14 protein-coding genes are annotated in these 13,650 nt (G+C 73.1%); 6 read left to right on the forward strand and 8 right to left on the reverse strand.

The genetic code is table 11. The features are described 5' to 3' along the window. Positions 1 to 18: 18 nt before the first annotated feature. Positions 19 to 747, reverse strand: a complete 729-nt coding sequence (locus IOD14_RS32275) for a ZIP family metal transporter (RefSeq protein ID WP_123988334.1) — start codon at positions 745 to 747, stop codon at positions 19 to 21. Between the two features lie 95 nt (positions 748 to 842). On the opposite strand from IOD14_RS32275, the gene cobM reads away from it, so the two are divergent. Genes cobM through cobC form a run of 6 tightly spaced genes read left to right on the forward strand, consistent with a single transcriptional unit; the run spans position 843 to position 7,223 of the window. After that, a complete protein-coding gene (gene cobM / locus IOD14_RS32280) occupies positions 843 to 1,670 on the forward strand; it encodes a precorrin-4 C(11)-methyltransferase (RefSeq protein WP_123988335.1) in 828 nt (275 codons plus the stop codon). Next, the gene (gene cbiE / locus IOD14_RS32285; RefSeq protein ID WP_212672194.1) at positions 1,667 to 2,971 is read left to right on the forward strand and encodes a precorrin-6y C5,15-methyltransferase (decarboxylating) subunit CbiE; all 1,305 of its coding nucleotides are present in this window, start codon (positions 1,667 to 1,669) and stop codon (positions 2,969 to 2,971) included. The genes cobM and cbiE overlap by 4 nt, the downstream gene beginning before the upstream one ends. After that, the gene (gene cobJ, locus IOD14_RS32290; RefSeq protein WP_212672195.1) at positions 2,968 to 4,650 is read left to right on the forward strand and encodes a precorrin-3B C(17)-methyltransferase; all 1,683 of its coding nucleotides are present in this window, start codon (positions 2,968 to 2,970) and stop codon (positions 4,648 to 4,650) included. Before cbiE ends, cobJ begins: the two co-directional genes overlap by 4 nt. Continuing rightward, positions 4,647 to 5,237 carry a precorrin-8X methylmutase gene (locus IOD14_RS32295; protein ID WP_123988338.1) on the forward strand — a complete coding sequence of 197 codons (591 nt, stop codon included), beginning with the start codon at positions 4,647 to 4,649 and terminating at the stop codon, positions 5,235 to 5,237. The genes cobJ and IOD14_RS32295 overlap by 4 nt, the downstream gene beginning before the upstream one ends. Next, complete coding sequence (locus IOD14_RS32300) at positions 5,234 to 6,163, forward strand: sirohydrochlorin chelatase (protein WP_212672196.1); 930 nt, start codon at positions 5,234 to 5,236, stop codon at positions 6,161 to 6,163. The genes IOD14_RS32295 and IOD14_RS32300 overlap by 4 nt, the downstream gene beginning before the upstream one ends. Beyond that, on the forward strand, positions 6,153 to 7,223 hold the full coding sequence (cobC, locus tag IOD14_RS32305; protein WP_212672197.1) for an Rv2231c family pyridoxal phosphate-dependent protein CobC: 1,071 nt from the start codon (positions 6,153 to 6,155) through the stop codon (positions 7,221 to 7,223). The genes IOD14_RS32300 and cobC overlap by 11 nt, the downstream gene beginning before the upstream one ends. Here the strand turns inward: cobC and IOD14_RS32310 are convergent. The 7 genes from IOD14_RS32310 to IOD14_RS32340 form a co-directional block, all read right to left on the reverse strand. After that, a complete protein-coding gene (locus IOD14_RS32310; protein WP_212672198.1) occupies positions 7,171 to 7,851 on the reverse strand; it encodes a hypothetical protein in 681 nt (226 codons plus the stop codon). The genes cobC and IOD14_RS32310 overlap by 53 nt on opposite strands. 121 nt (positions 7,852 to 7,972) lie before the next feature. After that, entirely contained in the window at positions 7,973 to 8,869 is an 897-nt protein-coding gene (locus tag IOD14_RS32315; protein ID WP_212672199.1) for an SCO1860 family LAETG-anchored protein, read from the reverse strand. A 143-nt stretch (positions 8,870 to 9,012) separates the two neighbouring features. Further along, the gene (locus IOD14_RS32320; RefSeq protein WP_123988343.1) at positions 9,013 to 10,104 is read right to left on the reverse strand and encodes an amidohydrolase family protein; all 1,092 of its coding nucleotides are present in this window, start codon (positions 10,102 to 10,104) and stop codon (positions 9,013 to 9,015) included. A gap of 25 nt (positions 10,105 to 10,129) precedes the next feature. Next, positions 10,130 to 10,921: a PIG-L deacetylase family protein gene (locus IOD14_RS32325; RefSeq protein ID WP_123988344.1), complete on the reverse strand. Its 792-nt coding sequence runs from the start codon at positions 10,919 to 10,921 to the stop codon at positions 10,130 to 10,132. 67 nt (positions 10,922 to 10,988) lie between these two features. Next, on the reverse strand, positions 10,989 to 11,795 hold the full coding sequence (locus tag IOD14_RS32330; RefSeq protein ID WP_212672200.1) for an amino acid ABC transporter ATP-binding protein: 807 nt from the start codon (positions 11,793 to 11,795) through the stop codon (positions 10,989 to 10,991). Beyond that, positions 11,792 to 12,625: an amino acid ABC transporter permease gene (locus IOD14_RS32335; RefSeq protein ID WP_123988346.1), complete on the reverse strand. Its 834-nt coding sequence runs from the start codon at positions 12,623 to 12,625 to the stop codon at positions 11,792 to 11,794. The genes IOD14_RS32330 and IOD14_RS32335 overlap by 4 nt, the downstream gene beginning before the upstream one ends. Then, positions 12,622 to 13,473, reverse strand: a complete 852-nt coding sequence (locus IOD14_RS32340; RefSeq protein ID WP_212672201.1) for a transporter substrate-binding domain-containing protein — start codon at positions 13,471 to 13,473, stop codon at positions 12,622 to 12,624. Before IOD14_RS32340 ends, IOD14_RS32335 begins: the two co-directional genes overlap by 4 nt. Positions 13,474 to 13,650: the final 177 nt, after the last annotated feature.

Here is a 13,650-nt window from a genome sequence, read left to right on the forward strand (position 1 = left end):
CCCTCCCCGGCCGCCGGTTCAGCCGGCCAGGCCCACCACCAGCCAGATGAAGCCCACGCCCGCGACCGTGCACAACAGGGTCGAGCGGGCGGGGTGTTCGTGGTGGGCCTCGGGGAGGATCTCGGCCGCCGCGAGATAGAGGAGCGCGCCGCCGAACAGGCCGAGATAGCAGCCGAGCAGACCCTCCGGGATGGTCACGAACGACGTCGAGGCGGCGCCCAGCACCGGGGCCGCCGCATCCGCGAAGAGCATCGCCAGCGCTCTGCGGCGGGCGTTGCCGTACAGGCTCGTGATCGTGTACGTGTTGAAGCCGTCGGCGAAGTCGTGGGCCACGACGGCGAGCGCCACGGCCGTGCCCATGCCGCCGCCGACCTGGAAGGCCGCGCCGATCGCCACGCCGTCCATCGCGCTGTGGCCGACCATCGCGGCCGCGGCCGTGAGACCCACCTCGGGCACCCGGCCGTCGTGCTCCTCACCGCCGTGCGCGGCCTGGCGGGCGGCCAGCAGGCGCTCCACCAGATGGGCCAGCAGGAAACCGGCCACGAACAGGAGCAGGGCCGCGGGCACGCCGAAGACCTCGTCGCCGGCCGCGTGCAGCGCCTCCGGCAGCAGATCCAGGCCGACCACGCCGAGCATCAGTCCGCCGGCCAGGCCGAGGACCAGATGACGACGGTCGGTCACCCGCTGGGCCGTCCAGCCGCCGGCCAGCGTCATCAGGAACGCGCCGAGCGCGACGAAGACCGCCATAGGGCCTTGGTATCCGATCAACCCCCGTTCGCGCACATCCGGCCACCGCGCCGACCGCATCCGTAAGACCTTTTGTGATGAGAGGACCGATTTCCATGGCCGATGCCCCCACCGGCAAGGTGACCTTCGTCGGTGCCGGCCCCGGCGCCGCCGATCTGCTGACGTTCCGGGCCGCGCGCGCCATCGCCGAGGCCGACGTCGTGATCTGGGCCGCGAGCCTGGTGCAGGCGGAGGTCCTTCAGCACGCGCGCGAGGACGCGAAGATCCTCGACTCGGCGACCATGTCCCTGGAGGACGTCGTCGCGGTGTACGAACGGGCCCACGAGGAGGGTTCCAAGGTCGCCCGGATCCACTCCGGCGACCCCGCCCTGTGGGGTGGCACGCAGGAGCAGCTCGACCGGTGTGCGCGGATCGGCATCGCGACCGAGGTCGTCCCCGGGGTCTCCGCGTTCTCGGCGGTCGCCGCGCTCGCGCAGCGCGAGCTGACCATCCCCGAGGTCGCGCAGTCCGTCGTGCTCACCCGGCTCGGCGGCGGCAAGACGCCGATGCCGCCCGGCGAGGAGGTGCGGGAGTTCGCCAAGCACGGCACCACGATGGCGATCTTCCTGTCCGCGGCCCGCAGCGGGCAGCTGGTGCGGGAGCTGTTGGAAGGCGGCTACCCGACGTCCACCCCGGTGGTGATCGCCTATCAGGCGACCTGGCCGGAGGAGCTGATGGCGCGCTGCACGATCGAGACGCTGGAGGAGACGGTCAAGGAGCACAAGCTCTGGAAGCACACCCTCTTCCTGGTCGGCCCCGCCCTCGACTCGGAGGGCACGCGCTCGCACCTCTACCACCCCGGGCACTTCCACGGGTACCGCAAGGCCGACCCGGAGGCCCGGCGGGCGCTGCGGGCGCGGGGCGCTCAGGAGTCCGGCACATGATCACGGTGGTGGGTACGGGGACGGCGGCGCCGTCCCCGGAGTCGCTGGCCGGGGCCGAGCTGGTCGTGGGCGGGCGGCGGCACCTGGACGCGGCGGCGGTCCCCGCGGATGCCGAGCGGGTCGTCCTGGGGCCGCTGGCTCCGGCGCTGGATGTCATCGAACGGCATCACGACAAGGGGAGCCGGGTCGTCGTGCTGGCCTCCGGCGACCCCGGGTTCTTCGGGATCGTGCGGGTACTGGCGGAGCGGTTCGGGGCGGCCGCGCTGGACGTCCGTCCCGGTGTGTCCTCCGTGGCGGCCGCGTTCGCCCGGGCGGGGGTGCCGTGGGACGACGCGGTGGTGGTCAGTGCGCACGGGCGGGAGCTGCGGACGGCGGTCAATGTGTGCCGGGCTCATCCGAAGGTGGCGGTGCTCACGGGGCCGGGGGCGGGGCCTGCGGAGCTCGGTGCGGCACTGGCGGGCGCCGAAGGGGGTGCCGAGGAAGGCCGTCGGGCGGCTGCGGCACCGTCCGGGCCGGTCGCGCAGTTCCCCGCGCCCCTCACACGCGTACTCCTCGTTGCGTCTGCTCTCGGCACCGATGACGAACGCGTCGAACGCGTCACCCCCGCCGAGGCCGCCGCCCGTGACTGGGGGACGGCCGTCAGTGTCGTCCTGTGTCTCGACGAGCGGCGGGCCATCGGTGCTGTGCGCACGGTTGCCGGACCGCACGCAGCCCCTTCCCGATGGGCCCTGGAAGAAGACGCGTTCGACCACCGCGACTCCATGATCACCAAGTTCGAGGTACGGGCCCTCGCGCTCGCCCGGCTCGGGCCGCGGCTCGGGGATCTGGTGTGGGACGTCGGTTCCGGCTCCGGGTCCGTGGCCGTGGAGTGCGCGCGGCTCGGCGCGGCCGTCGTCGCGGTCGAGAAGGCCGCCGACGGTGTCGAGCGGATCCGCGCCAACGCGGCCGCGCACAAGGTCGACGTGCAGGTGGTCCACGGGTCGGCGCCGGACGCGCTCACCGCTCTGGACGACCCCGACGCCGTCTTCGTCGGTGGCGGCGGAGGCGAGTTGCCCGGGATCGTCGCCGCCTGTGCCCGCCGGGCCCGGCGGGGCGTCGTCGTGGCGCTGGCCGCGCTCGACCGGGTGCCGGCCGTACGCGCGGCCCTCGCCGACGCCGGGCTGGACTGCGACGGCGTACTGCTCCAGTCGTCCCGGCTGGCGCCGCTGCCCGGGGACGTGACCCGGCTCGCGGCGACCAATCCGGTTTTCCTGCTGTGGGGCGTCAGAAACCCCGCGTATCGAGAGGGAGTTGCTCAGTGATCGGCCTCATTTCCGCCACCGCGGCGGGGGCGGCGGCACGCGACCGGCTGGCCGCGGCCTGGCCGGACCGCACGCGCGCCTACGACGGACCCGTGGGGGACGCCGTGCGACGGGCGTTCGCGGAGTGCGAGCAGCTCGTGTGTTTCCTGGCCACGGGAGCGGTCGTCCGTCTGATCGCGCCGCTGCTCGGCGACAAGACGTCCGACCCGGGTGTGGTGTGCGTCGACGAGGGCGGCCGGTTCGCCGTGTCGCTGGTCGGCGGCCACGGCGGCGGCGCCAACGAACTCGCCCGGGAGGTCGGCGATCTGCTGGGCGCCGAGGCCGTGGTGACGACCGCGACCGACGCGGTGGGGGTGCCGGGGCTCGACACGCTCGGGCTGCCGGTGGAGGGTGCGGTCGCGGCGGTGTCGCGGGCCCTCCTGGACGGTGAGCCCGTCGCCCTGCACAACGAGTCGGGCCTGCCGCTGCCCGCGCTGCCGGTCGCCTCGGAGGGGACGTACGGCATCCGGGTCACGGACCGGCTCGTGGAGCTCGGCGAGCGGGAGGTCGTGCTGCGTCCGCCCACGCTCGTGGTCGGCGTCGGCGCCTCCAGGGGCGCGCCCGCCGAAGAGGTGCTGGAGTTGATCGAGGGCGCGTTGCGGGAGGCCGGGCTGTCCCCGCGCAGCGTCGCCGAACTCGCCACCGTGGACGCCAAGGCCGAGGAGCCGGGGATCGTCGCGGCGGCCGCACGGCTCGGCGTGCCCCTGGTCACCCACTCCGCCGAGGAGCTGGCCGCCGTCGAGGTCCCCAACCCCTCGGACGCCCCCCTGGCCGCCGTCGGCACCCCGTCGGTCGCGGAGGCCGCCGCGCTGATCGGCGGCGGTGAACTCCTCGTCCCCAAGCGGAAGTCCGCTGCCCGACCTGCCATGGCCACGTGTGCCGTCGTACGGCGTCCCGCGCGCGGCCGGCTCGCGGTCGTCGGACTCGGCCCCGGCGCCCGGGACCTGCTCACGCCCCGCGCGAAGGCGGAGTTGCAGCGTGCTTCGGTGCTGGTCGGGCTCGACCAGTACGTCGACCAGATCCGCGACCTGCTGCGGCCCGGTACCCGGGTCCTGGAGTCGGGGCTCGGGGCCGAGGAGGAGCGGGCCCGGACCGCCGTGGCCGAGGCGCGCAAGGGGCAGGCGGTCGCGCTCATCGGCAGCGGGGACGCCGGCGTGTACGCCATGGCCTCCCCCGCGCTCGCCGAGGCCTCCGACGACATCGACGTGGTCGGTGTGCCCGGGGTGACCGCGGCGCTCGCGGCGGCCGCGATCCTGGGTGCCCCGCTGGGCCACGACCACGTGTCCATCAGCCTGTCCGACCTGCACACCCCGTGGGAGGTCATCGAGCGGCGGGTGCGCGCGGCGGCCGAGGCGGACATCGTGGTCACCTTCTACAACCCCCGTTCCCGGGGCCGGGACTGGCAGCTGCCCAAGGCGCTGGCGATCCTCGCCGAGCACCGGGAGCCGACCACGCCGGTCGGTGTCGTACGCAACGCGTCGCGGCCGGACGAGTCCGGCCGGCTGACGACCCTGGCCGCTCTCGACCCGGCGACGGTCGACATGATGACGGTGGTGACCGTGGGCAACACGGCCACCCGGGACATCGCGGGGCGCATGGTGACGCCGCGCGGCTACCGCTGGCAGGAGGGCGCCGAGTGAACCGTGTCGTCCACCCGATCGAGGTGGAGTCCTACCGGCGGCTGCGGGCCCGCCTGGACACCTCGCACTTCCCGCCGCTGACCCGGGCGGTCGTGGAGCGGGTCATCCACTCCGCCGCCGACCTGGAGTACGCCACCGATCTCGTCATGGCCGAGAGCGACCTGGAGAGGGCGCACCTCGCGCTGCACTCGGGCGCACCCGTCGTCACGGACGTGGAGATGGTCGCGGCGGGCATCACCCGGCGCGAGACCGTCTGCCGACTGCGGGACGCCAGGTCGGGCCCCGGGCTGACCCGTTCGGCCCACGCGATCCGTCTCGCCCACGAGCAGGTGGGCCCGGGGGCGATCTGGGTGATCGGCAACGCCCCCACCGCGCTGGAGGAGTTGCTGACCCTGGACGCGGCCCCGGCGCTCGTCATCGGGCTGCCCGTCGGCTTCGTCGGCGCGGTCGAGTCCAAGGCCGCGTTGCGCGAGAGCGGGCTGCCCGCCGTGAGCAACGTGTCCGAGAAGGGCGGTTCGGCGGTCGCCTCGGCCGCGCTCAACGCCCTGCTGTACCACCCCACCCACCCCTCTGAGGAGACATCGTGACCACCCCGCCGCCCGCCCTGCTCATCGCCGGTCATGGCACCCGGGACGAGGCCGGAGCCGAGGCGTTCCGCGACTTCGTCCGGGAGCTGGGGGCCCGCCACCCCGAACTGCCCGTCGCGGGCGGCTTCATCGAGCTGTCCCCGCCGCCGCTCACCGACGCGGTGGGCGAGCTGGTGGAGCGCGGGGTCCGCCGGTTCGCCGCCGTACCGCTGATGCTGGTGTCCGCCGGGCACGCCAAGGGCGACATCCCGGCGGCGCTGGCCCGCGAGAAGGAGCGGCACCCCGGGATCTCGTACACGTACGGGCGCCCCCTGGGCCCGCACCCGGCGCTGCTGAACGTGCTGGAGCGGCGGGTGGACGAGGCACTGGGCGCCACCGGGGGGCGTGCCCCGCTGGACCGGGCGGACGTGACCGTGCTGCTCGTCGGCCGGGGCTCCACCGACCCCGACGCCAACGCCGAGGTGCACAAGGCGGCCCGGCTGCTGTGGGAGGGGCGCGGCTACGCGGGCGTGGAGACGGCGTTCGTGTCGCTGGCCGCGCCGGACGTGCCGAGCGGCCTGGACCGGTGTGCGGCGCTGGGCGCGCGCAGGATCGTCGTGCTGCCCTACTTCCTGTTCACCGGGATCCTGCCGGACCGGGTGTTGCAGCAGACCGAAGGCTGGGCGGCCGCGCATCCCGGGGTCGAGGTGCGTGCCGCGGACGTCATCGGTCCGGAGCCGGAGCTGCTCGACCTGGTGATGGAGCGGTACGCGGAGGCCGTCAAGGGCGATCTGCGGATGAACTGCGACTCGTGCGTGTACCGCATCGCGCTGCCCGGCTTCGAGGACAAGGTGGGCCTTCCGCAGCAGCCGCACTTCCACCCGGACGACGACGGCCACCATCACCACCACGGCCACCACCACGACACGCACACCCATGCGCACTGACCGGGCCGAGGGCCACGACCTGCGGCACCACGGCGACGCCGAGGTGCGGGACGACGGGGCGCGGCTCACGGACCTCGCCGTCAACGTCCGCGCGGACACTCCCCCGGCCTGGCTGCGGGAGCGGATCGCCGCGTCGCTGACCGGGCTCGCCGCCTACCCCGACGGGCGGGCGGCGCGCGCGGCGGTGGCGGCCCGGCACGAGGTGCCCGAGGCACGCGTCCTGCTGACGGCGGGGGCCGCCGAGGCGTTCGTGCTGCTCGCCCGCGCCCTGACGTTCCGTCATGCCGTGGTGGTGCACCCGCAGTTCACCGAGCCGGAGGCGGCACTGCGGGATGCCGGGCATGCGGTCGAGCGGGTGCTGCTGCGGGAGGAGGACGGCTTCCGGCTGGACCCGGCGGCCGTCCCCGAGGACGCCGACCTGGTCGTCGTCGGCAACCCGACCAACCCCACGTCGGTCCTGCACCCGGCCGCCACGGTCGCCGAACTGGCCCGCCCGGGGCGCACGTTGGTGGTGGACGAGGCGTTCCTGGACGCGGTGCCCGGCGAGCGCGAGGCCCTCGCCGGGCGCACGGACGTGCCCGGGCTCGTCGTCCTGCGCAGCCTGACGAAGACCTGGGGCCTGGCCGGGCTCCGGATCGGTTACGTCCTCGCCGCGCCGGAGACCATCGCCGACCTGGAACGGGCCCAGCCCCTGTGGCCGGTCTCCACCCCGGCCCTGGCCGCGGCCCTGGCCTGCGTGGAGCCCCGCGCGCTGGCGGAGGCCGCGCACGCGGCCCACCGGGTGGCCACCGACCGGGCCCATCTCGTCGCCGGACTGCGCGAGTTCGCCCCGGACGGACTCCGGGTGGTCGAACCGGCGCAGGGTCCCTTCGTCCTCGTACGACTGCCGAGGGCGGCAGCCGTACGGCGGCATCTGCGCGACCTGGGTTTCGCGGTGCGGCGCGGGGACACGTTCCCGGGGCTCGGCGAGGAGTGGCTGCGGCTCGCGGTGCGGGACCGGGCGACGGTCAATTCCTTTCTGCAGGCCCTGGACCAGGCGGTGACGCTGGCCCAGCACTGAGTCCGCCCTCGGAGCTCGACGCCGGTGCGGGACGGCGGGCCAGGAGGACGCTCACGATGATCACCCATATGCCCGCGGCCATGAAGGCGAAGAAGCCGACCCAGGGGACGAAGACCAGGACGCCGAGGACGACGGCGGCCCAGCTCAGCCAGCGGGGCAGGGGCGATGCGGAGGCGCGGGCCGTGGCCAGGCCGGTGGCCAGCAGCATCAGGCCCATGCCTCCGACGAACGGGATGAAGAAGTCCTCGTTGACCGCGTTGAGCGCCTGGAGCGCCTGAGGGGTCGCCGAGGACTCGTCCGCGAGGTCCAGCAGGGCCAGGGTGAGGGTCGCGCCGATCAGGAAGCCCACCGCGACGAGGACGCCGCCCGCGAAGACCACGCGGTGCAGCCAGCCGTCACCGGGCGGGACGTCCCGTACCAGACGGGCGAGGTAGGCGGCGAAGAAGACGAACAGCACGGCCGCGACGACCAGGAAGTACAGGCTCACACCGAGCTGTCCCTGGTGGTCGGCGTAGTAGAAGCGCACCTGGCGGCCCGGGGCGTCGTACGCCGGGGTGTCGCCGAACAGAAGAAAGCCGACGACCGTGAACACCACGGCCGCCAGACCGGTCAGGGGTGCGACGCGCATGGGGACCTCCTACACCCCCCGACGGGGCCCACCCCCTCGTCCTCCACGGTCGCAGAGATGGCACCACTGCGCCATCCGGGTGAGTGCCGGGGCGTGGGCGCGCCCCGGCACTGTCCGGGGCTCAGCCGCGGCGCCGGGCCACCGCCACCACTCCCCCGCCGACCACGAGCAGGGCGAGCGCGCCACCCGCGAGGTACGGCGTCATGGAGCTGCCGCCGGTCTCGGCCAGGCCCGCCTCCTTGGCAGGGCCGCCCTGGGGCTTCACGTCGTCCGCGGGGGGCTGTGACGCGGCCGGGGCCGCGGGGGCCTCGCAGGTCGCCTTCGCCAGGGTCAGGGTGCCCTCGACCTCGGCGACGCCCAGCTTCAACGGGTTGACGGAGATGTTCAGTTCGAGCGCGGTGGCCGCGGCCGTGCGCGAGGTGGTGGCATTCTTCGACAGGTCGAGGCGGACCTCTCCGACACCGGGGACCTTGACGTGGGTCGGGCCGCCCGCGGTCACCGTGACCTTCTTGCCGAGCACCGTCACCGCGCCGAGGAGGTTCGAGGAGGCGGTCGGGGTCCGGCCGGCCTCGCAGGTCGCCCGGGAGGTGATGCCCTCGATCTCGATGAGGGACAGCAGCGGCAGACCGGGCACGTGGAGCTTGGCGTGGCTGAGGCGGGTGGAGGCCTCGGCCTTCCCGTCGGTGACCGTCGCTTCGGCGTCGGCGGCCTCGGCGGCGAGCACGCTGAAGGGCTGTCCGCCGGCCACTCCGTCCAACTCGGCGCTCAGCGCGGTCTGCCGGGCGCTCCGGGGCGCCTGGACCTCGTTGAGGGCGACCGCGAGCGGGACCTTCGCGGTCTTGTCGAGCAGGTTGACGTCCAGCCCCGTGCGCAGGACGACGGCGCTCGCGCGGCCCTGGTCGCCGGTCGCGTGCGCGGCGCCCGCGCCGGCCAGTGCCGTGGGACCGGCGGCCAGGACGGTGGCCGTCGCCACGGTGGCGAGACGGCGTGCGGGCATGCGGAAGTGGGTGCTGTTCACGGTGGTGGGACCCCCAGAGAGGACTGGCTCGGGACCTCGAAAGGATGTCGCACCGCTCGTCGTTCGACAGCGTTCCCACGGGAGTTCACACGATCGTGGCGCATCCGTGCACGCTTTCGATCACACCCTCACCGGCCGGGGCTCTACTGCACCACCCGTCCGTTCAGCACGACCCGCACCGGGTCGGCCAGCACGCGTACGTCCGTGCGGGGGTCCTGCGCGTACACCACGAGATCCGCGGCGGCCCCCTCCTCGAGACCGGGCCGTCCCAGCCATGCCCGGGCGCCCCAGGTCGTCGCCGACAGGGCCTCGAGCGGGGGGATTCCGGCCGTCACCAGTTCCGCGACCTCGGCCGCGACCAGGCCGTGCGGGAGGGTGCCGCCCGCGTCCGTGCCGACGTAGACGGGGATGCCGGCGTCACGGGCGCTGCGGACGGTGTCGTAGCGGCGTGCGTGGAGCCTGCGCATGTGGGCTGACCAGCGGGGGAACTTGGACTCGCCGCCGTCCGCCAGCTTCGGGAAGGTCGCGATGTTGACGAGGGTCGGGACGATCGCGACGCCCCGGGAGGCGAACAGCGGGATCAGGTCGTCGGTGAGGCCGGTGGCGTGCTCGATGCAGTCGATGCCCGACTCGACCAGGTCCCGCAGGGAGTTCTCGGCGAAGCAGTGCGCGGTGACCCGGGCGCCCAGGCGGTGGGCCTCGGCGATCGCCGCCTCGGCCGCCTCGCGCGGCCAGCTGGGGGCCAGGTCGCCCGCCTCGCGGTCGATCCAGTCGCCGACCAGCTTGACCCAGCCGTCGCCCCGCCGGGCCTCCTGGGCGACATACGCGACGAGGTCCTCGGGTTCGATCTCCCAGGCGTAGTTCCTGATGTAGCGGCGGGTGCGGGCGATGTGCCGGCCCGCCCTGATGATCTTCGGGAGGTCCTCGCGGTCGTCGACCCAGCGCGTGTCCGAGGGCGAACCGGCGTCACGGATCAGCAGGGTGCCCGCCTCCCGGTCGGCCAGGGCCTGCTTCTCGGCCACGTCCCGGTCGACCGGTCCGTGCGCGCCCAGGCCCACATGGCAGTGCGCGTCCACCAGACCGGGCAGCGCCCAGCCCGACACCGTGCGGACGTCGGGGGCGGCGACGGGACGGTCGTAGGAGATCCGCCCGTCGACCACCCACAGCTCGTCCCGGACGTCCTCGGGACCCACCAGGATCCGGCCCTTCACGTGCAGCACCGCGTGATCGTTCATGGACCGCACCCTAGCCAGCCGGATGTCACTGCTCCCAGGGCGGTGGGCCCTCGAAGGCGAGCTGGTGGACGTCGAAGAGGACCGCCGCCTCGACGCCGAGGGCCGGGCCGCCCAGCCGGGCCGCCCAGGTCAGGAAGGGGCGGGGTTCGAAGGCTCCCGCGCCGAGGCCCTTGGTGTACTCGGCGTGGGCGGCCAGGGAGGCGATGCCCCGCTCCAGCGGTTCGCCGGTGACGTCGACGCCGTGGGTGGGCCGGTCGGTCCCGGCGACGGCCACGAAGCGGACGCCGCCCCAGGGTTCGAGGCCCTCGTCGGCGAGTTCGGGGAAGATCCAGCGGTTGCCGGCGTCCCGGGCCGCGTCGAGCGCGGCCAGGCCCACCACCCGGTGGTCGGCCTGGTTGACCACCCCGGCGACCATCCGCACCGTGTACGCCCCCGTCAGCACGACCTCGGGCCGGTGCCGCCGGATCGCCCGCACGATGTCGCGGCGCAGGGCCGGGCCCTCCTCGATCATCCCGTCACGGTGGTCGAGGAACTCGACGGTGTCCACGCCCACTTCACGCGCCCCCGCCCGCTCCTCGGCCTCCCGCAGCGGTGCCGCCCGGTCCGGAGGGATCGCGTCGATACCGGCCTCGCCGCGCGTGACCAGCAGGTAGGTGACCCGCTTGCCCCGGGCCGTCCAGCGGGCCACCGCGGAGGCCGTGCCGTACTCGATGTCGTCCGGGTGCGCCGCGACGGCCAGCGCGCGCTCCCAGTCCTCCGGCAGCGGGGGCAGGGTGCCGCCCGCTCCGGGGCCGCCCGTGTTGTCGAGAGTCGTCATGCCCGAATGATGGCGGTTGTGGGGCTGTGCACGACAGGGGAACGTACGTCCCCTTTCAGCTGCTCTTTCAGCCGTCCTTTCGGGTGTCCTGTCCCCCGCCGTCCTCCTCCACGTCGGCCATCGCCGGGTCGAGGAGGCGGGACAGGAAGTGGCGGGTGCGTTCATGGCCGGGGTTGCCGATCACCTGGGCCGGGGTGCCGTCCTCGACGATCGACCCGTCGTCCATGAAGACGACCCGATCGGCCACCTCGCGGGCGAAGGTCATCTCGTGGGTGACGACCATCATCGTCATGCCCTCCCGGGCGAGCATCCGCATGACCGCGAGCACATCGCCCACCAGCTCCGGGTCGAGGGCCGAGGTGGGCTCGTCGAAGAGCATCACCTCGGGGCCCATGGACAGGGAACGGGCGATCGCGACGCGCTGCTGCTGGCCGCCGGAGAGGGAGGCGGGGTAGGCGTCCGCCTTCTCGGCGAGGCCCACGCGCTCCAGGTTCTCGGCGGCCACCTTCGCGGCCCGCGCCTTGTCCCGCCGAAGGACCCTGCGCTGCGGCAGCGTGAGGTTCTCGGTCACCGTGAGGTGCGGGAACAGGTTGAACTGCTGGAAGACCATGCCGATACGGCGTCGTACGGCGTCGATGTCGACGTCGGGGTCCGTCAACTCGGTGCCGCCGACGAAGACCTGTCCCTTCGTCGGCTCCTCCAGGAGGTTCACGCACCTGAGCAGCGTCGACTTGCCCGAGCCCGAGGGGCCGATCACGCAGACGACCTCGCCCTGGCCGATCTCCAGGTCGATGCCCTTGAGGACCTCGTTGGTGCCGAACGACTTGTGCAGACCGCGCACCTCGATCTCCGGCCGGCTCGCCTCAACGGTCATTTCACGGCCTCCTGGGCCTTGGCCTCCATACGGCGGACCACGAACCCGAGCGGGATGGTCACCAGCAGGTAGCACAGGCCGGCGACGAGGATCGGCGTGGAGTTGGCGGTCGTACTGGCCAGGTCGCGGCCGTACTTGGACAGTTCGCGCTCCTCCAGGGTGACACCGAGGAACAGCACCAGGGAGGAGTCCTTGAAGAGCAGGACGAGTTCGTTGGTCAGCGGCGGCAGGATGATCCGGAACGCCTGCGGGACGATGATCGAGACCATCGCGCGGGCCGGGGAGAAGCCGAGTGAACGGGCCGCCTCCATCTGGCCCTTGGGCACCGCCTGGATGCCCGCGCGGATCGTCTCCGCCATGTAGGCCGCCGCGACCAGGCCGAGCGCGAGGGCGACCTTGCCGTAGGTGCCGCCGATGATCTCCGTGCCGGGGAAGGCGAGCGGTACGGCCACGCCGATGAAGATGAAGATCAGCAGGGCGGGCAGGCCGCGGAAGATCTCGATGTAAACGCCGGCGAACCAGCGGTACGGGCCCACCGAGGACAGCCGCATCAGCGCGATGACCATGCCGAGGACGAGCCCGACGACGAAGCCGGACAGCGTGTAGAGCACGGTGTTCTTCAGCGCCAGCGTGATGACGTCGGGGAACATCTGCTCGGCGATGTCCGCCTGCGCGAACTGGTTCTTCAGCCGCCCCCAGTCCGCCGAGACCGCGAAGGCGATCACGGCGGCGACGAAGACGACGTACTGGATGCCGCGGGACAGGCTGCGCTTCTGACGCCGGCTCAGGCCCTTTTTGCGAGGCTGGAGTTGCGCGTCCGTCGCGGTCATGAGGCGGAGGGCGACGCGGCCGACGCGTCGTACGGGCCGATCCACTTCTCGTAGAGCTTCTTGTACGTGCCGTCGGCCTTGGCGTCCGAGAGCGCCTTGTTGATGGCGGCCCGCAGCTTGGTGTTGCCCTTCTTCACCGTGAAGCCGTACTGCTCACCGGTGTTGATGTTGTCGGCGACCTGGAAGGCGGCGGCGTTGGCCTTGTCCTTGAGCCAGCCCTGGACGACCGGGTAGTCGATGACGACGGCCTTGACCTGGCCGGAGCGCAGGCCGTTGAGGACGGCGTCGGAGGACTCGAAGGAGACCGGGTCGAAGCCCTGGCCCTTGACGTAGTCCTCGCCGGTGGTCTGCGCCTGGGCGCCGAGCTTGACCTTCTTCGCCTTGGCGTCGGCGAGCGAGGAGATCCCGCTGCCCTTGGCGACCAGCAGGGCCTGGGTGGCGTCGAAGTAGGGGTCCGAGAAGTCGACGTTCTTCTTGCGTTCCTCGGTGATGGTCATGCCGGCCGCGGCCAGGTCGCACTCGCCGGAGTTGAGGAAGGCGCCGGTCTTGAAGTTCTCGAAGGGAGTGTCGAGGATCTCCTGCTTCACGCCCAGGTCCTTGGCCACCAGGTCGATGAGCGAGACGTCGAAGCCCTGGACCTTGCCGTCGATCTCCGACTGGAAGGGCGGGTACGGCAGATGGGTGCAGGTGGTGAGCTGTCCGGCCTTGACGAGTTCGACCCCGCCCGCGGCGGTCTTGGAGCCGCTGCCGCCGTCGTCGCTGGAGGTGCAGGCGGCGACGAGCAGGAGCCCGGCCGTCGCGGTGGTGGCGGCCAGGACGCGGGTCCGGCGCCCGGAGAGGGTGTTCACGGGGGAGGCCTCCTGTGGGGGAACTGTGGGTTCCGATTATAAGGAGAAGTTTGAGTCTCTCAAACCAATCCGATGGTTGTGAGGCTGTTCGACCTGGGAAGTCGCCGGTCGAGGGGGGTGGGGCAGGAACGGTTACGCTCGTTCACCTCTACCCCAGTGAGCGAAGAGAGCACCGTC

Source organism: Streptomyces sp. A2-16 (assembly GCF_018128905.1).
Taxonomy (GTDB): domain Bacteria; phylum Actinomycetota; class Actinomycetes; order Streptomycetales; family Streptomycetaceae; genus Streptomyces.

Bases quoted from the DNA above. Each gene is read 5' to 3' on its own strand.
- IOD14_RS32275 (WP_123988334.1), bottom strand. From the start codon at position 747: ATGGCGGTCTTCGTCGCGCTCGGCGCGTTCCTGATGACGCTGGCCGGC.
- cobM (WP_123988335.1), top strand. From the start codon at position 843: ATGGCCGATGCCCCCACCGGCAAGGTGACCTTCGTCGGTGCCGGCCCC.
- cbiE (WP_212672194.1), top strand. From the start codon at position 1,667: ATGATCACGGTGGTGGGTACGGGGACGGCGGCGCCGTCCCCGGAGTCG.
- cobC (WP_212672197.1), top strand. From the start codon at position 6,153: ATGCGCACTGACCGGGCCGAGGGCCACGACCTGCGGCACCACGGCGAC.
- IOD14_RS32310 (WP_212672198.1), bottom strand. From the start codon at position 7,851: ATGCGCGTCGCACCCCTGACCGGTCTGGCGGCCGTGGTGTTCACGGTC.
- IOD14_RS32320 (WP_123988343.1), bottom strand. From the start codon at position 10,104: ATGAACGATCACGCGGTGCTGCACGTGAAGGGCCGGATCCTGGTGGGT.
- IOD14_RS32325 (WP_123988344.1), bottom strand. From the start codon at position 10,921: ATGACGACTCTCGACAACACGGGCGGCCCCGGAGCGGGCGGCACCCTG.
- IOD14_RS32330 (WP_212672200.1), bottom strand. From the start codon at position 11,795: ATGACCGTTGAGGCGAGCCGGCCGGAGATCGAGGTGCGCGGTCTGCAC.
- IOD14_RS32335 (WP_123988346.1), bottom strand. From the start codon at position 12,625: ATGACCGCGACGGACGCGCAACTCCAGCCTCGCAAAAAGGGCCTGAGC.